General features: G+C 45.9%; 20 protein-coding genes and 2 pseudogenes. 19 read left to right on the top strand and 3 right to left on the bottom strand.

Features of this window, described 5'->3' with window-relative positions; translation table 11 throughout:
• The 4 genes and pseudogenes from DFQ00_RS29095 to DFQ00_RS07645 all read left to right on the top strand — a co-directional run.
• Nucleotides 1-797 (top strand): annotated as a pseudogene (locus DFQ00_RS29095) (S-layer homology domain-containing protein); the annotation flags it as partial.
• Between the two features lie 50 nt (nt 798-847).
• Nucleotides 848-1,636, top strand: a complete 789-nt coding sequence (locus DFQ00_RS07655; RefSeq protein WP_110895868.1) for a hypothetical protein — start codon at nt 848-850, stop codon at nt 1,634-1,636.
• Nucleotides 1,637-1,660: 24 nt separating this feature from the next.
• Nucleotides 1,661-3,745 (top strand): DUF5704 domain-containing protein, encoded by a 2,085-nt coding sequence (locus tag DFQ00_RS07650; RefSeq protein WP_110895867.1) that lies wholly within the window; start codon nt 1,661-1,663, stop codon nt 3,743-3,745.
• A gap of 20 nt (nt 3,746-3,765) precedes the next feature.
• Nucleotides 3,766-4,368, top strand: a complete 603-nt coding sequence (locus DFQ00_RS07645) for a pentapeptide repeat-containing protein (RefSeq protein WP_110895866.1) — start codon at nt 3,766-3,768, stop codon at nt 4,366-4,368.
• Nucleotides 4,369-4,607: 239 nt separating this feature from the next.
• Here DFQ00_RS07645 and DFQ00_RS07640 read toward each other — a convergent pair.
• Nucleotides 4,608-5,093 (bottom strand): annotated as a pseudogene (locus DFQ00_RS07640) (transposase); the annotation flags it as partial.
• Between DFQ00_RS07640 and DFQ00_RS07635 the strand changes: the two are divergent.
• Both DFQ00_RS07635 and DFQ00_RS07630 read left to right on the top strand, forming a co-directional pair.
• Nucleotides 5,072-6,040, top strand: a complete 969-nt coding sequence (locus DFQ00_RS07635; protein ID WP_167433619.1) for a hypothetical protein — start codon at nt 5,072-5,074, stop codon at nt 6,038-6,040. The pseudogene DFQ00_RS07640 and the gene DFQ00_RS07635 overlap by 22 nt on opposite strands.
• Nucleotides 6,037-6,774: a hypothetical protein gene (locus DFQ00_RS07630; RefSeq protein WP_110895864.1), complete on the top strand. Its 738-nt coding sequence runs from the start codon at nt 6,037-6,039 to the stop codon at nt 6,772-6,774. The genes DFQ00_RS07635 and DFQ00_RS07630 overlap by 4 nt, the downstream gene beginning before the upstream one ends.
• A 225-nt stretch (nt 6,775-6,999) precedes the next feature.
• On the opposite strand, the gene DFQ00_RS07625 is transcribed toward DFQ00_RS07630, so the two are convergent.
• Complete coding sequence (locus DFQ00_RS07625) at nt 7,000-7,437, bottom strand: hypothetical protein (protein ID WP_110895863.1); 438 nt, start codon at nt 7,435-7,437, stop codon at nt 7,000-7,002.
• Between the two features lie 266 nt (nt 7,438-7,703).
• Here DFQ00_RS07625 and DFQ00_RS07620 point away from each other — a divergent pair, with 266 nt between their 5' ends.
• The 12 genes from DFQ00_RS07620 (at nt 7,704) to lspA (ending at nt 18,516) form a co-directional block, all read left to right on the top strand.
• Nucleotides 7,704-8,675 (top strand): phosphotransferase family protein, encoded by a 972-nt coding sequence (locus tag DFQ00_RS07620; RefSeq protein ID WP_110895862.1) that lies wholly within the window; start codon nt 7,704-7,706, stop codon nt 8,673-8,675.
• 45 nt (nt 8,676-8,720) lie between these two features.
• Nucleotides 8,721-9,719 (top strand): glycosyltransferase, encoded by a 999-nt coding sequence (locus DFQ00_RS07615; protein ID WP_110895861.1) that lies wholly within the window; start codon nt 8,721-8,723, stop codon nt 9,717-9,719.
• A 112-nt stretch (nt 9,720-9,831) separates the two neighbouring features.
• Nucleotides 9,832-10,116 (top strand): hypothetical protein, encoded by a 285-nt coding sequence (locus tag DFQ00_RS07610; protein WP_110895860.1) that lies wholly within the window; start codon nt 9,832-9,834, stop codon nt 10,114-10,116.
• A gap of 88 nt (nt 10,117-10,204) precedes the next feature.
• Nucleotides 10,205-10,672: a hypothetical protein gene (locus DFQ00_RS07605; RefSeq protein WP_110895859.1), complete on the top strand. Its 468-nt coding sequence runs from the start codon at nt 10,205-10,207 to the stop codon at nt 10,670-10,672.
• 173 nt (nt 10,673-10,845) lie between these two features.
• Nucleotides 10,846-11,007: a hypothetical protein gene (locus DFQ00_RS29090; protein ID WP_167433631.1), complete on the top strand. Its 162-nt coding sequence runs from the start codon at nt 10,846-10,848 to the stop codon at nt 11,005-11,007.
• A 101-nt stretch (nt 11,008-11,108) separates the two neighbouring features.
• Nucleotides 11,109-13,157, top strand: coding sequence for a ribosomal protection-like ABC-F family protein (gene abc-f / locus DFQ00_RS07600; RefSeq protein WP_110895858.1), 2,049 nt, complete (start codon nt 11,109-11,111; stop codon nt 13,155-13,157).
• Between the two features lie 636 nt (nt 13,158-13,793).
• The gene (locus DFQ00_RS29460) at nt 13,794-14,342 is read left to right on the top strand and encodes a hypothetical protein (RefSeq protein WP_244213726.1); all 549 of its coding nucleotides are present in this window, start codon (nt 13,794-13,796) and stop codon (nt 14,340-14,342) included.
• Entirely contained in the window at nt 14,342-14,842 is a 501-nt protein-coding gene (locus DFQ00_RS07590) for a hypothetical protein (RefSeq protein WP_244213725.1), read from the top strand. Before DFQ00_RS29460 ends, DFQ00_RS07590 begins: the two co-directional genes overlap by 1 nt.
• Nucleotides 14,843-14,893: 51 nt before the next feature.
• Nucleotides 14,894-16,285, top strand: coding sequence for a glutathionylspermidine synthase family protein (locus DFQ00_RS07585; RefSeq protein WP_110895903.1), 1,392 nt, complete (start codon nt 14,894-14,896; stop codon nt 16,283-16,285).
• Nucleotides 16,267-16,671: a DUF350 domain-containing protein gene (locus DFQ00_RS07580; RefSeq protein WP_110895856.1), complete on the top strand. Its 405-nt coding sequence runs from the start codon at nt 16,267-16,269 to the stop codon at nt 16,669-16,671. Before DFQ00_RS07585 ends, DFQ00_RS07580 begins: the two co-directional genes overlap by 19 nt.
• A gap of 113 nt (nt 16,672-16,784) precedes the next feature.
• Complete coding sequence (locus DFQ00_RS07575) at nt 16,785-17,732, top strand: nucleoside hydrolase (protein ID WP_110895855.1); 948 nt, start codon at nt 16,785-16,787, stop codon at nt 17,730-17,732.
• A 301-nt stretch (nt 17,733-18,033) separates the two neighbouring features.
• Nucleotides 18,034-18,516: a signal peptidase II gene (gene lspA / locus DFQ00_RS07570; protein ID WP_110895854.1), complete on the top strand. Its 483-nt coding sequence runs from the start codon at nt 18,034-18,036 to the stop codon at nt 18,514-18,516.
• Nucleotides 18,517-18,637: 121 nt separating this feature from the next.
• Here the strand turns inward: lspA and DFQ00_RS07565 are convergent, their stop codons facing one another.
• Nucleotides 18,638-19,303 (bottom strand): hypothetical protein, encoded by a 666-nt coding sequence (locus DFQ00_RS07565; RefSeq protein WP_110895853.1) that lies wholly within the window; start codon nt 19,301-19,303, stop codon nt 18,638-18,640.
• A gap of 75 nt (nt 19,304-19,378) precedes the next feature.
• Between DFQ00_RS07565 and DFQ00_RS07560 the strand changes: the two genes are divergently transcribed.
• On the top strand, nt 19,379-20,653 hold the full coding sequence (locus tag DFQ00_RS07560; RefSeq protein ID WP_146236131.1) for a hypothetical protein: 1,275 nt from the start codon (nt 19,379-19,381) through the stop codon (nt 20,651-20,653).
• The last annotated feature ends 11 nt before the right edge of the window (nt 20,654-20,664 follow it).

The raw sequence follows: 20,664 nt of genomic DNA, 5'->3' as shown, positions 1-20,664 counted from the left end.
GATTAATGGCATCTAGTGAGGAGTATAAGAAGGCATTCGTTGAAACGAAAGAAACGTTACTTCCTGTCAAAGAGGCGTTTAAACCAGGTATTGCTCAGGCGAAGCTTCCTTACCTTGCGATTGCTATGGGGACGAACTTAATGAATGGCTTTCCCGACGGATCGTTTGGTATGGAGAAGACGACAACACGTGCTGAGTCTTCTGCTATCTTGTTAAGGCTTGAAGGTGTGCTGAAAAAAGACGCAACCAGCTTTGATGATCTGAACGAGCTACGGATGGTGGGAATTAAAAAGACGAATCTTGAATTGGTATCTAGTTTAACAACAGGTAAGACTTCTATAGCAGACATTTCAGGTAAGCGTAAGACGTTCCGTAATGGTTCAGGAAGCATGTTATTTCATCGCTTGATCGGTGTGAATGTTTCTGAGCCTAAAAAGAAAAAAAGCATCTACACATCACTGTTTATGACGGATTACGGGCAAGACAAATACAAAAATCTTATGCTGCTACCTATTTTCCAAGAGATAACGATCCTTCCCAAAAAACAGGGTTTTGATGTCGGTGACTATAAAAATGGGGCAACAGACATGAATGGTAGCGGTATGACAATTTTGAATAATGGACTGGATAAAAAGTATGGTTATCTCACGATACCAAATATTGAACCCGCACAGTTTTTTGCTAAACACAAAAACGGGGTTAAGGTTTGGCTTGTGAACTACGTAGATCCAAAGAACTTCAAAGGACAATACAATATGGATGATGGATCTTATGCAATTATCAAAAATATCGACTAGGTGGAAAATCATATGAATAAGAAACTACCTATACTTACATTGCCTTAATAATGTTAGTTATTATCTTTTTTGGAATGACAACGAATAAAGTTTTGGCTAATTTTAAGGAAGGCTACCCGGAGAAAGATATAGAAGTTAAGCCACCTGGATTAGCTAAGGGAAAGCAAACCATTAAAGTAAAAGTAACAGGGACTGATTATCCGAGACCCAAAACGGTATGGACTCAGACTGATACACAAATTTGGGTGGCTACCAGTAGCAAGTATGGCAGTGTAAATACCAATACTTTCTCATCTGGATATGATGCCTTACCGCTAAAGTTGAAAGGTAACGACTTTGTAAAGGATGAAGTTAATACCGAAGACTATGTACCGAGAACACTAAGGGATGATAATGATAATCCATTTAAAAAAGAATATGTTAGCGACTTAGAAATTGAGGACGTAAGGTATGATACAAAGCTGGGAACCTATGCTATTAAACCAGGTTCAAAGCCAGGTTACAAAAAAGGAAGTTTGCTAATCACTTTAGAGACACAAACGGGATCAGATAAGGTAGATCCAGATGGTAAAGCAGATTATAGTTTCGATAAAAAAACTAGATATGCTTGGAGAGCAGATAAAGCGCCAAAATATCAAGTTGATTACTACACTCCTTTAGAAATTGACTTCAGTGGGTATGTGACAGAAACCAAAGAGATTCGCGTTCGGGACGACATGCAGCTGAGGGTTGGTGATGTGAAGTCTCTAGTAGCAGAGGTTCGAACAAAGCAATATGATCAAGAATCTTTTGGAAACTGGGTAAATGTTTCCAAGCGTGCAGATCAGATTGATTGGTAATCCAATCGAAATGCGGTAGTTACGGTGGAACCTAAAACGGGAAAAATCACAGCTTACCAGAATGGGACCGCAGTGGTTACAGCGAAATGGAAGAATTCCGCAGATGGCCCTTATTACATATATGAATCAGTGACGATCACAGTAACAGATAAACCGACAGACATTCCAAAAGAACCAGATGCAGCATGTATGGAGTCGCCAGCAGTTGAAATGACAAAGGAGAGAATGGCCCCCAATCCTAGCGCGGTGATTAAAGCAGATCAACGCGGTAGCGAACCTTTTGATGTGCTTAAAGGGATACCAACATCCGAAAGTTTGTACGGTAATGTGTTCAGCATGAATTACTTATTTAAAAGTAAATTCGTGAACATGAAGGGAACTTGCACATACACAGTCATTGTCAATAAAACATATAACAAAACGTGGACAAGAGAAGAAACTGTTTCTGATGGAAATGGTGGAACAACAACGGAACGTATCCCTATGAGCCGTCAAGTAACAGTTCCATATTCCTATACAGTGAAGAGGGATTTTGATTATTGGAAGATTGATTCTCTTCTTGTTTATGAAATTACCAATGCGATCTTGAAAAACTATGCACTTAATCCTGAAATAGAGCTATTGCCAGCTGACTATAGTGGCCCTAGTTATGCGGCATCCACAAATGGTAGGTACTATGCGCCTAACGTACCAGCAAGCATCACTGCACCGTCACAAACAGTACCTGGGACGACTACAGAACCAGCCACACCTTCAGAAAACTTGAAACCACTGGCTGAGCAAGCGGTAGCCGAGGTTCAAGTAGAGAACGATTACTTGAAGTTTAAAAATACCGTAGTCATAAATAATCCAAAAGTCGAAAAGACAGCACCTAGACCTGGAGAGATACCAGATCCAGAAGTAATTCATAGGGATGTGCTGTATAGCCCAGATAATGAAATACCGAATAGTCTAGTCAACAAAAAAAATCAGCCAAGTACAGGTGAAATTAACTATGAATTGATGAGCGGTAATATTAATGATGATAATGCAGAGGAAAAGTTCGATATTCCGGGAATTAATACGGTCACAGTTCATACCCCAGTCGTCAACTATTCTCTCGTATCGGATGATCAGCCGCATAACCAGAAAACTGTCCCCAACATGAATCGCTCTGCCTTGATTCTGGAGCGTCCATTCACGGTACGCATGCCTACCAGTGGTCAGCATCTGGATGTTGGCTCGTATCCGGGGTACGGGAATCGGGACTATGCCAAATATTATCGGATTAAACAGGTGAGGTTCCCCTTTGATGTGTATAGCGAAGACCGGAAGCAGTTTTATCCGAGGAATACGTGGATTGATGTTCCGGTGTATGTCCTGGATACGACCTTCTGTCTTCCGGTTTGGGTCGACGAAGGGGGTTACCAGGTGCAGTTCCGCAATATTGCCGAGAATGCCCCGGACGATTTCGAAAGCATGTCCCGTAGTAATGCGCAGCCAGATGCGAATACCGATCTAACGTATCATCTGGCGAGTGACGAAGTTTCGGTTGAAGTCATTGGCAGGTTGTACGATTTTGAAATCACAGATATCGCTGACTACAACTGGGAGCTGGTCTTCTGCCGTTACAAGGGAAGCATTGCCCCGACGTGGATTAGCTACTGGACTGGCACAAAGAATATTGACGGGGACAAGCGGGGTAATTTTTCGCAGTTCACCGTGCCTATCCGTCCGGGAAGTCATCCGCTTCAGGGGTATAAGAATGTAGCCGTGAAGACGGGATACCACTTTAAATTTGATTTTAAAACCAAAGGCAATATGTTCGGCCCGCGAGATGGTATTCGGCTTACACCGACCTTTGATTTTGTGAGCAAGGATGGTCGTACTCGGGTGCCTGTAGATCTGTACTACTCGACCAATCAGCGGAACTTTATCCGTATTGGTTCGGCAGAGGACCAGGTGAAGCGTTTTGTCATTCTGAATGATCGGATGCGTCAGGTGCCTGGGGTGCAGCTGCGTGATACCGCAATGTACAAGTACAATCGCTATGGTGAGATACACCCGGGTATGATGAGCGAGCAAGCGTATCAAGAATACTACCGGGACAGAGTTAAGTTTTGGCCATAGCATGTGAAGGGGCAGTGTATATGAATGAGTCAATAAATCAAAAAATTATACAACATAAAGCTTGGCTTGACTCGTTAGGTAGTATTGGAAATCGATTATACATTTATGAAATTGACTTGTCTGGTATAAATTTATCAAACAAAGATCTAACATCTGCAATATTACCCGAAGTAACTCTTAAAGGTGCAAATTTAGAAAATATAATTCTCAATGACTCGAATATAGCTTCTTGCAATTTCTCAATGGCAAACTTAGAAAATGCTCAGGCAGTAAAAGCAACAGCAGATTATGCAGTCTTTAATAAGGCCAAGATGCAAAACTCAAATTTCCTTAGGACAACCTTCTTTGAGTCAAGTTTAATATCTGCAAATTTAACTGGAGCCAACCTAGAGAAGGCTCTATTCTCAGAAGCTAACTTGGAAAATGCAATATTCTTAAACGCAAATCTTACAAATGCTTCGCTCAATAAATGTCGATTGTCAGGAATTAACTTGTGTGGAGCTATAGGGATTGAAACTGTAAGTACAGATTGGATTGACATTGGTGAGGGTGGAGATTCTAAGAGGCTATCAGGCAAGGATGCGATTAACTGGTTAATTGAAAGAGCACAAAGCTTTTCATGATTACTTACAAAAAACTGGGGTGGCTAAGTGTAAAATAAAGTTGTGTATTAAAGGGTAGTCTTGATGCGTCAAGACTACCCTTTTATGACTTTAGCCAGTTGAGTGCGTGAAAAGCGCGAAATAAAAACCAGCTAATGTTTGGCAAGTATTTCTTATTGGATGATTTCTCTTTCGTGGTATACTTCTTTCGACCAAGAAGAAAAACCTCCACTGCTATGGAGGTTTTGGTTAAATGTGGGTTACGCTTGGTAGGGCTGGCTCTTCTGCAAGATGGCAAAAATGTGATGCAACAGCTTGTTCGCGCAGGCGATCACGACCACCTTGTAGGGCTTGCCCTCTTTTCTTTTTTTCTCGTAATACGAACCAATTTTTGCATTCACAATCTTTCGCATTCCGCATTGTATCGCTAAATGTAGCGAATCTCTGAGTCGTTTAGAGCACCGTTTCGTTATTCGTGTGCTTGTCGCTGTAAACTTCCCTGAACTGAAAATGTCTGGATCAAGGCCCGCAAACGCCACGAGTTGCTTGGCATTTCTAAACTGCCTGACATCACCTATTTCAGCTACTATTGCTACAGCTTGTTTCATTCCGATTCCCGGGGTGCTTTTCACGAGTTCGACTTCAGGTAGATTACCCGCGATGTCCTCCATTTGCTGGATCATCGTCAGCAATAACTTAACCATCCCCAGCAGTGCTTGGTGTTGTGACGGGCTACGCTGAGCTTCTCTCCATTCACCCAGCACTTCCTCCAGTTTTCGGCAGGCGTTTTCAGCAAGCGGATGAAGTGAGCGGAGCAGCCGTAGCAGGCAGTGTGGCGACGATGTCGATTGGGCTGAAAGCAACGCAGAGCAATGATGATAAGGGATATCAGATGGCATACAATTCACAGTGGCATATGTGGTTACCTGTGAACGACCAGGGTGTGACGGATCAGGGCAGCTTGAGTCAGGGAATGGCACCTGCCCAGCCTCCAGATCAAGATTTGATCCAGTTACAGATTGAAGCATTTGAGCTCGGAGTGAATCCGTTTACGGGAGAACCTGTCACAGACGATTACGCCCAGATGATGATCACCTCTTTGAAGTGGAGCCAGATTGTGGCCGGAATTGGGATGGTCACGGGAAGTATGAAAAGTGGCAAGGGTCCCTATAAGGGCCGCGGAACCAGTGCAGCTCTGGACAAGGTGAAGCAGACGATTCGGGATGCAAAGGCGAAGCGGGAGAATTCGGGCAATGCGACTAACGGAGTAGGGAATGGTAAAGCTGTACCTAAAGGGTTTGAGAAACAGGCTAAATCTGCATCGGATATTAGTGCTAAAGCCAAGGAAGGAAAAATTAAATTCGCAAGTAACTATCATGGTAGACTAGGAAAAGAGAAAGAGCTAGAGATTTTATCAAAACCTGACGCAGTGTATGTTTCAGGAAATAATTCTCAAAACTTAATATATAGGAAAGGGGTTAATGTGGTAATAGTTGAGAGCAAGGGCAGTTCCAAAGGGAATGTAATTACGAGTTATGGACCAGACGGGGCACGAGGTGAAAGTGGTGCTGCTATATTTGGTGGAAAACCGACAGATCCTGGTATGCCCGTTACACATGATTCAATAGTAAAGGGCAATATTCCTACTCCTAGTGGAGGGACAATGCCACCTGCGACTCAAATTATGCCATGAAAATTATGAAATTGATAATTCAGAATAACTTAAGCAATCATAATGAAGAGATAAAGTGGTACTTATCCAGTCAAATTATCTGGATTGGTAAGGCGAAAGATTTTAAAGAAGTAGAAAAACTAAAAAAAACCTCATATGGAAGTTTTGAGTGGTTATGGTCTGATGCGGATACTATTCTATTTAGTAAAGAGGATTTGTCATTTACTGGGGCTGTTATAAAGCTAGCAGAGCCTATAAAAGTTATCAAAAAAAATATTGATTTAAAAATGATTGAAGAAAAAAATGGAACAATTAAATTAACAGAAAAGAAAAATTTTAATAGTAAATTATCCTATATAGCAGAATATTATTCTCGAGAGGATACGATGATTTCTTACTCGAAGACATGGGATAAACTAGAGCGAGTAATTTTAGTGAATATGACGGGGAACTTTTCTTTTGTTCTTCAAAATAATGAGATGGTTGGGTTCGTTCTTAAGAATGCTAGTAAGCATATTATTTCTGATGACATTCATATGGACGAGGGAATAGGAGTTGTTGAATCTGACTTTGCTCTGCAATTAAGCGCCTTTCTGGAATTAGTAGAAATGATGGAAAGTGATATACATGAGATTGAGGAATCGGAGTTGAAAAAATCATTTATTAGAATATACGATGAAATATTGTCTCATGAAGGAACGAACTATGTTGCGCTGAGAGACACAATATTAAATGTTATCGATTATATGGATTAAGCATATGGGCTACATATTGCGGAATAAACACATCATTTGATTTGGTATTTCGCTTGTTGTAAGTAAGAGGTGTACTCTTTTATATTCGACGTCATGGCTGATTTTAATTAAATTTAACATATAAAGCTAGCATATGGAAAATGAAAGAAACTTTTAATACCGAATAATACCCTAAGGGGGGCCTTAAGGTATTTGTTTTGTTGAAAATTGCTTCTAGCTCCGAAACTATATTTTCACCTGATAGGAAGACGCAATCACTTCTACATAACTATCATACCCAACGACAAGGTAATGCTTCAGATCAAGCCGATTCCGGGGATCGAATAGCTTCCCTTTTTGGTCTAAAATGGGTGAATTCATCACCTGATAAAAGCCAGGGTCGGGAGGATAGCCATTTGTCTCCCAAAAGTGAAGTATATCCTCAGTGTAAGGGATCCCTTCAACCTGACCTGCATGTAGCTCGAAGAAATTAACCGTGATGCAGCGCAGTTCAGCAACGGTGCCGAAAGTGAGTTCGACTTCCCGGTATTGATCTAGAGGCACATCCCCACGCGTTTGCACATCTATACGTAAAGTAACACCACCCGATTCGGTATAGATGGCTTTAAGATCGGTTGTGGAGATGCGGAAATCTACTTTTTCAGGCATTAGTATAATGCTCATGGTCGTTCCTCCTGTAGATATTCAGGTTGATAAGTTTAATCAAGTATTAAGAAGCCGCAGACTTTATTCGTCAATTATACCATGATCTTTAAAAGGGAACGAAAAGAGACGAATGCAACTGTATGAGGAGTCTTGTCCATGGAAAGAGCAAGTTCGGAACGAGGCTTTGCCCCCGGTAAGAAACACTACTTGCAGCCCATCTACCCACAACGTATGATGAATAGAAATCCTGTACGGAACGGTTAGATAGAAGGGAGGGTGAGGTTATGGAGAGAAGCTGGAATCCAGAGCGCTGGGTGACCTCCGAAGGTATACTAGATGAACAGCAGATTATAGGGCGGCAGAAGCTTTATCAGGGGATGAACGGCAGACATGTGGAGCGTTTCACGGTTCATACGGGCGAGACTTATATTTTCAAACCGCTGACGAATCCTGCGCAGTATGGACGGGAACGCTGGATGTACGAGCATGTGATGCCGCAATTACCTCCGGTGTATCCGCAGCTCATCACGGCTTCGAATCAGGAAGCTGCTCCAGAGCAGAGCTGGATGATCTACGAGGATATGGGCCAGCTGGAGCACTCCTTGTGCGAGTCGACCATGATGCTTGCTGCTGCACACATGGCGGAGTGGCATGCGCTGCCCGTTGGAGCGTGGCAAGAACTGCCGCGAGTGGGCCACAAGCCGTCCATTCGGGATATGCTGCATGAGCTACAACAGCACCAGCCAGCAACAGACGCATTGTTAGGCAGGCTGGATTTTTCCTTGTCTGCATCGGACTGGGACAGGCTCATCACGCTGCTTCTCACAGCAGAGGAAGAGCTGTCTCTGGTGCTGTGTCATGGTGACTTACACCCTGGCAATGTAGCCGAGGTGGAGGGCAGATTGGTGATTTTGGACTGGGAGCATGCTCACCTGAACACGCCATTGTGGGACGTATACCATCTGCTCGACCTGTCGCATCCGCTCTTCCCTCGTACGATGACGCCGGGGTTACGGGCGCGGGTCATGAAGGTGTATCTGGACAAGCTGAAGAGCCTTGGCGTGCAGGTTGAACGGGGTTCTTTTACAACATGGTACGGCGCTTATGCGATTGTATTCTCGCTCTGGATGCTACGTCTGATCGACAGTGATCTAAGGAATCCGAACTGTGTATGGCCGCATGAGCAGTTACGTAATCAATGGCACGAGACGGCTGCGACGCTGGAGCAGTGCATAGAGCATATGAACGAGCATTAGAACATAAACGATTTAAGTGAAGAATGGAAATAAGGGGTGACAGGTTTGCATAAAGTTGGACTGGTGATGCGTAAAATTCAATTCACAGAGGCTCAGGGACCGCGGGTGTTTGCGGATCGACTGAAGCAGATCGGTCTGGAACTGGGCGTGGACATCGTGTTCATCTCGCCGGAGCGGCATGTTAGCGGTTACGACTGGCTGCCGGGGTACGAGCATGAGAAGGGTGATCTGGTGAACTACGATATCGTGCTGGATCAGATTCATAGTCAACATATCGAGCATGTGATCTATACGGTGTCGGGATTTACGTTTTTGAAAATGTTTCTGCCGAAGAGTGTGCTGTTCCCGCACAGCTTCCCTGATCCTGCATTGACGGGGTATGAGATGATGAAGCCCTTCTATACGATGGTGGATAAAGCGATTGTGCAGACGGAGTTTTTGAAAAGAGAGCTGGGGCGCAATTTCGGTGTGCATGACGTGAACGTCATTCCGATTGGCTTCAATGAAGAGCTGGCGCATCGCCATTATGATCCAATTCAGGTCGTGCATAATCGAGTGCTCTGGATTGGGCGGGATGAGGCGAACCGTCGTCCCGACCTGGTGCTGGAATATGCCCGTCAGAACCCGGACAAGGAAGTGTATATGGTGTTTGGCGGTGTGCGTTATAAGGAGAGCATGAAAAAGTATGACATCCCGCATAACGTCAAGCTGAAGTTTGCACTGACCCAGGATGAGATATTTGCGCTGATGAATTCAGCCAAGGTGTACTGGAGCTGTTCGGCGTTTGATACGTTTGCGATGCCGCTGACGGAAGCGATGGCGATGGGGAAAATGGTCGTGAAGCCCGAGCACGCGTGCTACGGCCACATAAGGTCCACACATGCCTTTGCAGGCAATGAGGATAATTGGTTTGAGCTGGTGAACATGGCTGCGGCTGCTCCCCGCAGTGTATCGGAGGACAACCGTGAGTATGCGTTTGGTGCCTTTTCACGAACGGTGATGAAGGAAGGATATCGGAGCTTTTTTGCAGAATGGTTGAAGTAAGAAGTGGTAGTATGGTTGTTCCTCAGGGACGGGTGCTTTAGGTGAAATCAAGTTTAGATACGGCTTTGCATTGACCAGTTATGAACTTTCCATGTATGAGGAGGGGAACGTTATGGAAGTGCTCATTTTGTGGACGCTGGGTATGTGGGGAGTGCAGCTGCTTATTGAATGGGTGTTGTATCGGGTGCAGGGACGCCGCATGACGTGGCTTCAGTCGATCCTGCCATGTCTGACGCTGCTTGGCGGGGCTATTGTCATTATGATCAGCATTGATATGGATAGCTGGAACGGAATTGGCTATGCACTGCTTGGGTTTACTCTGGGTACATCCGGGCTTCTGACGTTGGTTACGGTAGCGATTACAGCTCTGGTGCTTCGGCGACGTGGAAGGAGTTAGACTTCAGGTCGAGATGTAACCAAGCACTGCGCGCGTGGAGCTGCGCGGAAAATGGTCGCGGCTGCACCACCAGAGAAAGGAGCGTGTGATGAACAGCATAATCCTGGAACATTGGTCTGCTGAGCAGCGTGAGCTGCCTGGTATGAATTGTATTGCTTTTGCAGATGACAGGGTCATTATGTTAGATATTCGTAAATACGACGATCCGAACAGCGGTGAGCGAACGATGTACTGTTCCCCCCTGTGTGATACAACGATGGAGAGCGTGGAGAAGTACAATCCCGATTGCTGGACGATGGTGGATGTATGGACAAGTGTCGATTATCAAGGCGGGAAAATGGTTGGCGGGGACGGGGCGATGGGGAATGAGGGCTTCATTGCCTGTACCGATGCAGAAGACCGCTTGGTGTGGGGTGTGTTTTTCGAGGATACCAATCCGATTAAAGAATTAAGTGTGAACGATAATACGTTAATCGCAATCAATGAACATGATGAGCTGCGTATCGAGATTAACCTGCATACTTTAGTTGATATCAAGATAACCTGTCTCGGATAATCCGCTTGCTGGGGAGGGGGACATGGACTTGCAACCTGGATAAGGTGTAGGTTAGGTATGCTGCAGGAGCTTGTTAACAGGATAACTATGGAACATGGGGCATCGGATGGTTGCAGAGATGCAGCCGCCTGTGCTATATTGACATTACTTATGATAAAGGGAGGTGAAGACAGGTGAATCACGACATGCTTAACAACCGTATTAGCCAGCTGCCGATTGCTATGGCTGGCATTGTTCACACTTTTCCGAACAACGGGAGAAGTCTGTCCAATTTTGAATATACGGAAGTTAACATGTGCGAGAAGATGCCTGCCTTGACCTCATTCGGACGATAAGCATATTTGCTTTATTGCTTTCTGAAGGGCCGCGGAGCTAACCTCCTGCGGCTCTTTTTGTGTTGCGGTCAGGCTCTTCCAACTATAGGAGGAAGCTTATTATGATGATCATTAGCGCGCAACAGCTGAAACAATATCACGGGGCACATCTGGTGCTGGACGGCATTACATTTGAAATTATGGAAGGGGATAAGGTTGCCCTGATCGGCCGCAACGGAAGCGGCAAAACAACCTTGATGCGTCTCATGGCCCGGCTGAGCCAGCCGGACGAAGGCCAGTTGATGCTGAAAAAAGACACAAGAATTGGATACGTGGCTCAGGTTCCCGAAGGGCTGGATAACCATACTGTATTGGATGTGTTGGGACTTGGTTTGCAGGAGCTGATTGCTTGCCGTACGCAGATGAAGGAGCTGGAGCAGCAGATGTCCGATCCGGCTTGTGCGGAAGACCCGGAGCAATTGGAACGTCTGTTGAAAAGGTATGCGGCGCTGCAAGAGCAGTTCGAGCGCGAGGGTGGCTACGAGATGGATGCACGGATTGATCAGGTTGCAGGTGGCCTGGATATTGCCAAGGCTCATTATAGCTGGCGCTTCGGCTCTCTATCCGGCGGTGAGCAGACTCGGGTGGTGCTGGCTTCACAGCTCATTGTGAGTCCAGATCTGCTGCTGCTGGATGAGCCAACCAACCATCTGGATCTGGAGCGGGTGGAGTGGCTGGAAGGTTTTTTACGTGAATACAACGGCACGGTTGTTCTTATCTCGCATGACCGCTATTTCCTGGATCGGGTGGTGACACGCACGCTGGAGCTGGAGGATGGCGAGGCCGAAACCGCAGCAGGTGGATATACCGAATATATGAAGGTGAAGGAGCAGCGGCTGCTGAAGCAGTTTGAGGAATTCAAGGAGCAGCAGAAGGTTATCAAAAAAATGAAGGAAACGATTCGCCAGCTGGAGGAATGGGGCCGTGTTGGCGGCAATGAAAAGTTTTTCCGGCGTGCGGCCTCCATGCGTAAAGCGCTGGAGCGGATGGAGCAGGTGAAGCGGCCTGTGCTGGAGCGCCGTCATGCGGAGTTCGATGTGCGTCCTACAGATCGCACGGGTAAACGTGTGGCGGTGCTGGAGGATGTGGAGAAACGGTACGGCGACCGGGATATTTTACGAGGTGTATCTGCTCTGCTGGAATATGGCGACAAAACGGCCTTAATCGGCCGTAACGGCTCGGGTAAAACAACGCTGTTCAGGCTGTTGCTCGGTAAGGAGCAGCCGGATGCAGGCAAGCTGGAGTGGGGTGCGCGTGTAGATGTCGGATATCTGGCCCAGCAGGAGGAACCGGTGAATCCGAAGCTGAATGTGCTGGAGCACTTCCGTCTGGAAGCAGGCGTGGAGGAAGGAGAGGCTCGCGGCATTCTGGCGCGATATCTGTTCTATGGAGCCGATGTTTTCCGTTCGGTCGGACAGCTGTCCGGCGGGGAGTGGACTCGTCTGAGGCTGGCTTTGCTGATACAGCGCAAACCGAATGTACTTTTACTGGATGAGCCGACCAACCATCTCGATATTACTTCAAGAGAGGCGCTGGAGGATGCGCTGGCTGATTATGAAGGGACTGTGCTGGCAATCTCGCATGATCGTTACTTTGTGAATCGCATTGCTTCCCGAGTATGGGAGCTGGAGCATGGTCAGCTGACATCATACCTTGGGGATTACGAGGCGTACCGGGAGAAGAGGCTTGATGTGCAGGCCCGTGCAGCGAAAGAAATATCACGCGAGTCTGGTGCTAATGTTGCTGGAAACGGATCGAAAGCCGGGAGAAGGGCTGGGGGAATTACTGCCGATGGGGAAGCAGCCACAAATGAAGAGACCTTGCTGGGGCAAGCGCATACGGAGCTTGATGCTGGACATGTGAAAACAGGCCATGGGAATGCCAGCCGCAGTGCCAACAATCACAACCGACACGGTAGCGGAAATAGGCAACAAGCATCTGTAGAAAAGCTGGAGCTGGCGATAGCCCGCATGGAAGCTCGGATTCAGGAGCTTGATCGGCAGCTTGAAGCATTGACCAACGACTCGGCCGCTCTAGAGCAGCTGTGGAACGAGCGAGAGCAGTTATCCAGGGCATACGATGAACTTCTCGTTCAATGGGCTGAGATGTGAGACGGAATTGCAAAGCAGGGAGCGGCAAGCAAGTACGGATTAAAAGTGAAAATCAGGAAGCAAAAATAAGAATTAGATAACAAGAAGTCACACACCGATACGGAATGCAGTGGATACCTTGTAGAGCGGACCTAACCGAATCGAATTGAACCGAACGAACCGGAGCGAGAGCGTGCAGGCAGAAGCGGAGTAAGCGTAAAAAGGATTGTCTATCAGAGAATGTGCTTTGAATAAGCATTCACTGACATAAGGCAGTCCTTTTTAGTTGTTGTCATTTTGCTTTGTTTTGGCCCGGGCTCATAGCCGTATGTGAGTTATGCATGGACCAAGGCGTGCATCTGTGAGCTTGGCCTAGTCTAACGATCTAACGATCTGAGGAGAGGTTATTTGCCTGTTTTTTTACCTTCTGGAATTCTAACGATCCCTAGCGACGTTATTCCCCCTGAAATATAGAGCTTGTAGCCAGTGTTTTGGATTTTCCTTTCAAATAGCGTTTCTCCAGATCGTTACAATTTCAAGAGCCTGCTTTTACGCTGAATAAGGTCTGTGGTGATCGCTAGCGTGGCTGGAGCGTAAACCAGCTTTCCATGTTTCTTTTTACATGTCATAGCGAATAGTGTAACTTTTTTCCTCCTCATGCGTTTAATACGTTTGTGTGTATTGAAACGGCTCACCTACGAGCTCGCAGAGAGGGAGGAGACAGCAATCTATTATTCATTGACGTATCGCAGCTGGTCGGAGGATAAGCAGGCAGAGACGGGCGAACTGGAGCAGACCTCGGTAACGCGGGATGAATTGTTCATGCGCAAGCTGGTGGACGCAACTCTAATGAAGAACAAATTATGGACCCATCTGTCCAATGAATGTCAGGATCGGCGGGAGCATGTGATCTATGTGACGATGGACGAACAGCAGCTGCCGGAAGGGTACGGTGCGGCTATTGCGGATGCGGCGCTGGGCTTGTGTAAAATGTCCTCCATGTACAGCCCGGAGTATATGCTGTGGAATGGGCGTTCCTTTGAGGAACTGGAGCTTATAGAGTCCGCTGGCTATACGATGGAGCTGGCTGAGCAGCTGCTGGATCACTACATGGTTCGGGCAGACAAGACGTATGAAATTCTGTATTCGGTGCTGGATACGGATCGCAAGAAAGTACTGTTTTTCATGAAAGAGGTGGATCTGTAATGAAGGAAGAAGAGGTGCAAAAGCCGTTATCTACACAGGGGGCCGGAATCGCTGGAAACATTATTGGACGTCAATCTCCATCCGCTTCAGAGGTCGAATCCATGCGGGGGTTCGAGCCAGCTTCCGAGGTGGGGCATGTAACGGGAACAGCGCTCATATCTGGCTTTGAGCCGATGAGAGCAGCGGGTTCCCCAGAAGGCTCGAGATCGGCATCAGGCTCTAAACCGGGCTCCAAAGCCAAGCTCGTTGCCTTCTCCCTCCTGCTGGTCGTACCTGCAGTGCTTGCGGGCTGTGGCAGCAGCAGCGACGAATGTGACCCTGAGTATGATGAAGGATGCGAGTACGATTCCAGCAGTGGTCATTACTATTATGGCGGCTACGGCGGATCGTCTTATCGCAGTGGATCATCCTATCGCGAAGGAGGCAGCAGTTCGTATAAAAGCTCCTCCAAGTCCAAATCGAGCGGTTTCGGCAGCTTTTTCCGCAGCTCGGGAGGTTAATTGCATGAAGCAGGAGCACATTCTGCGGTTGGGCAGAAGGAGGTTGGTTATATGAGGACCGTATTCCCGCTTCCATTCAGCCACGAAGAGGTTTTCTCAGGGGAAGCCGGAGAGAAGATTCCGTATCATCGCATGTATGGCAAGCAGTATTGTGTGCCTTCACTAACGGTTTATACAACCGCGGAGCTGAATGAACTGCGTGCTGCGGCCGAGGCAGTGGATGCGATATACAGCAAAGTGATGCGTTTTATCCAGCGATATATGCCCGATTCATTTCTGGAGGGACCGCTCGGTATTCATCCGGGGCTGATTACGGCAGCACGCATGGAGTGTGTTACAGGCGGAATTACTCGTCAGGATTGGATTATAGGTGAGGCTGGTTTGAAATGTATTGAAAATAACACCGACACGCCTACGGGCATACCCGAAGCGGCGGCACTTGAGAACATTCTGATCGGACTGACAGCCGACCAGACATGGGTTGCACCCTCGGCCCATATGGATGAGCGTATTCGGGAGTGCTTCCGATCCTGGCTTACATTCTATGCCAAGCAAGGTCTGGAGGGGCCGGTTACATTTACTTCATATGGCGAGCATGTTGAGGATCGAACTAATACCACCTATTTGATGGAGCGTTGTCGTGAAGCCGGATATGAGGTGCTGTATGCTCCGCTGGAGGAGCTTGAGATTGTACCGGGAGAAGGACTGTATCATCAGGGCCGGGAGATTCGTTTATTATATCGGCTGTATCCGCTGGAATATCTGATTGGGGATCGGGATGAGATAACAGATGTGGACATTGGTGCTGAATTGATTGAATTAGTGCGTGAAGGACAGCTTGGCCTGATGAATCCGGCGCAGCATGTACTGATGCAGAGTAAGGGCTTTATGGCTGCGATCTGGTCGCTATATGAGCGGAATGAGCAGACGCCCGGTTACTGCGGGTTTACACTTTTTGATGAGGATGAGATGCAAGTGATCTCACGGTATCTGCTGCCAACGTACTTTAGTGCGGCGCCGTTTGAGCAGAGCGCTGTGCCTTATGTAGCCAAGAGCTATTGGGGCCGCGAGGGCCGTGGAACTCTTTTGCTGAATCAGGAGGGAATACACCCCCAATCTAAAGAGGGAAATGACATGCCCACGGATCGAACTGCGATTCTGGATCAAGATGACGAGGATGCTGAAGAGATTGAAGCGTATTATGCAAATCAACCCAAGGTATATCAGCAGCTGGTGCCGATGGAGCAGGCGGTAATTCAGACGGAGGAGGGTCCTTACAGCGGTTATCTGTTGACGGGTGTATTTGTGATTGGAGGACGTTTTGCCGGCATGCTGCCAAGGGTTGGAGAGAAGGTCACGGGTGATATGGCCTACTATTGCGCAGCGGCGGTACGTGAACGGATGAATGATGAGGAGGAGAAGGAATGGAGAAGCTGGGAATAAACCTGTTAAATGTGGGGCTGGGTATGGGGATTTTGCTGGTGGTGCTGGTATGTGGATACTTTGCCTTCAGCAAATTGACCCGGTATAACGATAGTGAGGAAATTGCGAAAGGTAATGAAGCGGCGGGTATGTATATGGGCAGCAAGCTGCTGGGCCTGTGTATTATTGTGGGGATGGTGTCCTTCTCGACGCATGCGTGGCTGGATATGCTGTTATGGTCGGCGCTGGGTATCATTATTCTGTGTCTGGTCTATATTATATTTGATTTCCTGACACCGAAGATGCGGGTATGTGAGGAAATTGCGCGTGGTAATATGGCGGTAGCACAGTTGTTACGCTCCGTGATCATCGGCGTTTCCATCGTCATTGGTACGTTTTTGATGTAAAATAGATCCTGACGTTTCGCATGGATATATCTGCTGAATGAACGTGATGATGTACACGAGGGTCGTTTAGCAGATGTCGAACGAATTTTATACGGAAGAAGGAGAGCGGCAGCATGAGAAGAGTCATCATTGATACGGATACAGCAGGAGACGATACGATTGCGATCCTGACGGCATTGCATCATTTTCAGGTGGAGGGCATCACGATTACTGGTGGAAATGTGCAGTTTGATCAGGAGGTTGAAAATGCACTGTACACCGTACAGGTTGCCGGACACGGGGGCAAGGTCCCGGTATACAAAGGCTGCGAACGGCCTCTGATGGCCTATGGTCAGGCGCAACACCGGACGGTGGAAGATGTGCATGGGGATGATGGCATGGGCGGTGCGCATTTTCCCAAGGCGGAGCAGCGTCCCGAGAGCGGGCATGCGGTTGATTTTATTATCGAGAAGGTGCATGCGCATCCGGGTGAGATTGAATTGCTGGCAATTGCACCGCTGACCAACATTGCGATGGCGATTCAGAAGGACCCGACGATTATCCCTGAGATTGCTCATCTGTACATCATGGGTGGAACGAACAATGCACTGGGCAATATCACTCCAGCGGCAGAGTATAACTTCTACGTGGACCCAGAGGCAGCCAAGATTGTGCTGCATGCAGGCATCCCGATTACGATGGTTGGCTGGGAGATGTGTACACAGTACTCGGTGATGGATGATGATGATCATGCCGAGATTGCAGCGCTGGGCACATCGGGTGCGGACTTTTTCACGGCAATCAACAAGGTGGTTATGCAGTTTAACAAATACGTACATAAGCTGAACGGAACAACCCACCCGGATACACTGCTGATGGCAGTAGCGGCAGATGAGTCGCTCATGACGAAATCGGGTCATTACTATGTCGATGTGGAAGCGGCAGGAGAACTCACACGCGGATACAGCGTGGTTGATATTAACGGACGTTTTGGCAAAGCACCGAATGTACGGGTGTGTGAAGCCATTGATCGACCGAAGTTCAAGTCCATGCTGCTGGATGTGCTGTCTGCGATTCAGTAATAGAAATGTACATGTTATCCAGATTGCTTTATTGTAAAGACGCGAGATGCAAGAGCTTCTGCTCCTGTATCTCGCGTTTTTGATTCCATTGCAGGAGCTGCTTCTCCCCAAAAAGCGAATGACTGTGGTAACGAGGTCATGATCTTTCGTGTGGACTTCATTGGATGTTATAAGAGATACGATGCTGCATCATTTGGAGACGTCATAAATGCTGTGGTAAAGTAAGAGGAATATAACGCAGGATGCGCTTCACGTGAACATATAAGTGCGGCTTAAGCAAGCAGGCAGGAGGGAAAGGGCAATGCTGTTTTATTTTGTTGCACTATTGGTCACACTGGTGGACCAGGGAACCAAGATTGCAGTCCGAATGTATATGGAGGTTGGCGAGGTCATGCGGCTTGGCGATTCGGGAATGCAGCTGCAGCATTATGAAAATAGCGGTATGGCAGGAAGTATGTTTCAGGGCAATGCACGTCTGTTCGGGGGAATTGCAGTATTGTTTATCGCAGGTATGCTCTATTATCGGCGCAAGGGCGAGATACGTGGATTCTGGATGCAGGCCGGGGCAGGCTTTATGGTTGGCGGTGCTCTCGGCAACGCGATAGATCGATTTGTTTATGCACGGGTGACGGATTTTCTGGTGTTTCCATCAGGACGTGGCATATTAAATATAGCGGATGTGGCCATTAACATCGGTGTGGTGATGCTGATCATCGGCATGTTGCTTCGTGTATACCAAGGATATCGGGATAAGCGTATGCGTAATGCATTGCCTAAAGGGTAACGGTGATGGATACAACCAATGATTGGTGAAGAATGATCTAATTTAGGTTAGCAAAGAGCCGAAGCGGAGGTTTTGCCTGCTTCGGCCTCTTTTTGTTACTGCACCTTTTTTGAGAAGAAATCTAGTTATTTAACCTGGATATTTCTGCGTCAAGCTCAGCTAGTTTTGCAGACGAGGTGGTCAGATCCTTTTGTAAGTGAAGCCTGGTCAATATTGCCTCCTCGTTTGACAATTGAGCGAAATTTTTATTGAGAAATTTTTTATAAATGGCTGTGTTTAATTGAACGATTTCATTTGCAAGTTTTAGGCTCTTTTCTAAATTAGCGGTTACATCTAAGTCAGAAATAGATTCACTTTGCAAAAGAAGTTTTTCGAACATAGCTCTACTTGAATTAAAGTAGATAAAACCAGGAAGATAATTAAGATTAATAGGTTCATTCATATCCATAGAGAAAGCCTTTTTCCCATCAGGAGAGTTATAGACCTGTACATAGTTTGCATATTGAATCTGATTTTGATTTAACTGTTCATAGCTCTTGCATAAGAATAGTAATTCTTCTCTACTAATCTTCTTTTTCTCTATAGCATTCTCCAAAGTTAACAAGATTGAATCTGAAGTAGAAAGAATGCTGCTCTCGTAATCTGACAGAACCTGATTGTATTGTTGATTTAAAAAGTCTTTTAGTTTTCCATTACTTGAATTATACCCATAAACATTTGCAAACAGAGAAGCTGCAAGAGCAAGAGTTAAAATAATAATCAAATTTTTTTTGCTCATTTTTCTCATAAGATAAGGATCTCCTTTATTTAGAACAAAAACTTTTGATGTACAATTATACATACACCCTATCGGTATTGTAAAATGAAAATGATATTAAAGAAAGCAACCTTACTGTCTTTAATTACTACACTAGTCATATCCTTTAATGGAGTTAGTAGCGCTTCGAGTGAGTCTGTTATTGAAAAAGGGGTAATGACCGAAAATACAATGTCTATTCCCGGATACATGGTTTCAAACGAGAACATCCAAAGAGTCATAGGGTCAGAAGAATATTCGAATTACATCGCTGAAGAGAAGTTAGTGCATCGGACTAAACTATTAATAGATAATTTAACGTTGGATGGCGATGCTGTACATATTAACGGGCTTGTCAGATACAATGGTGGAGTAGTCCCACTTCAATTGGAAGGTAAGTTGTATTCAAGTAGAGAACAATCCGATGGTATTGATAGTTATGTTGGAGACTTGAAAGAGAATAATGATAGCTTTAATGTCTTACATTTTAAGATAAAAACCAATGATAGGGCCGACACAAGTCTTATTTCTACAGATTTACGGAACACATCCAACATTAAATTATATCTACAAGATAAAAAAGGAGATATGTTTTACTTTGAAGAGAAGTTAAATCATTTGAATATAGATACTTCTAAAATCACTACAGATGGATCGTATACAGATAGCCTTTTGGATGGTAACTGGTTTGAACAAATTCTTGCTCCTGCAGAGTCGCATAGAATTACTAATGAGGAGATCGGCCCTTTTTCAGCTAATCCCTACATTAAATCATGTTCCAATGTTTACTATTCAAAAGTCCCTTTTGGTGTAGACGTAGCAGAATTTTATTTTTGTCCTAAAGTTGAGGGGAATATCGTAGATGTTGGTAAAGCAGGTACTGCGAATTGGACTTCTAGACTAACAGTTGCAGAACATGTAAGAGTTAATGGGAATACTACTAATGGTATTGAGCAACGTTATAAAATAGGCGGAGTAACAAGTGGAGGCACTCAAACTCTCGGAACTATCGCAGCGGGGCAGAATACAGTAATTACTTCCAGATTAATCGGTGGAATATATAGAGAATCCAGTTCAGAAATTAAAGCTAACTGGCCGGTTATCATAGGACTTTTCACCAAAAATGTCCCATATTATGCTGCTGGAAAATCAGCATATCTATATGATGCAGGTCATTATCTTGATTTAGGTCTTCTAGTTTCCACGTGGGATTCTAAACAAAAAAGTAACGAGAGTACTACAGCCTATATCAATTGGAAATTTGACGTTAGTTTCTTAGGTTCGAAAGTGGTGACATTAGATTGGAAAATTCCGGTTAACTACAGGGTCAACGCTAATTAGTTTGTCACTGA

The sequence above is a fragment of the Paenibacillus barcinonensis genome (assembly GCF_003217495.1).
GTDB lineage: Bacteria > Bacillota > Bacilli > Paenibacillales > Paenibacillaceae > Paenibacillus > Paenibacillus barcinonensis.
This window is presented reverse-complemented; position numbering and strand designations above follow the sequence as displayed.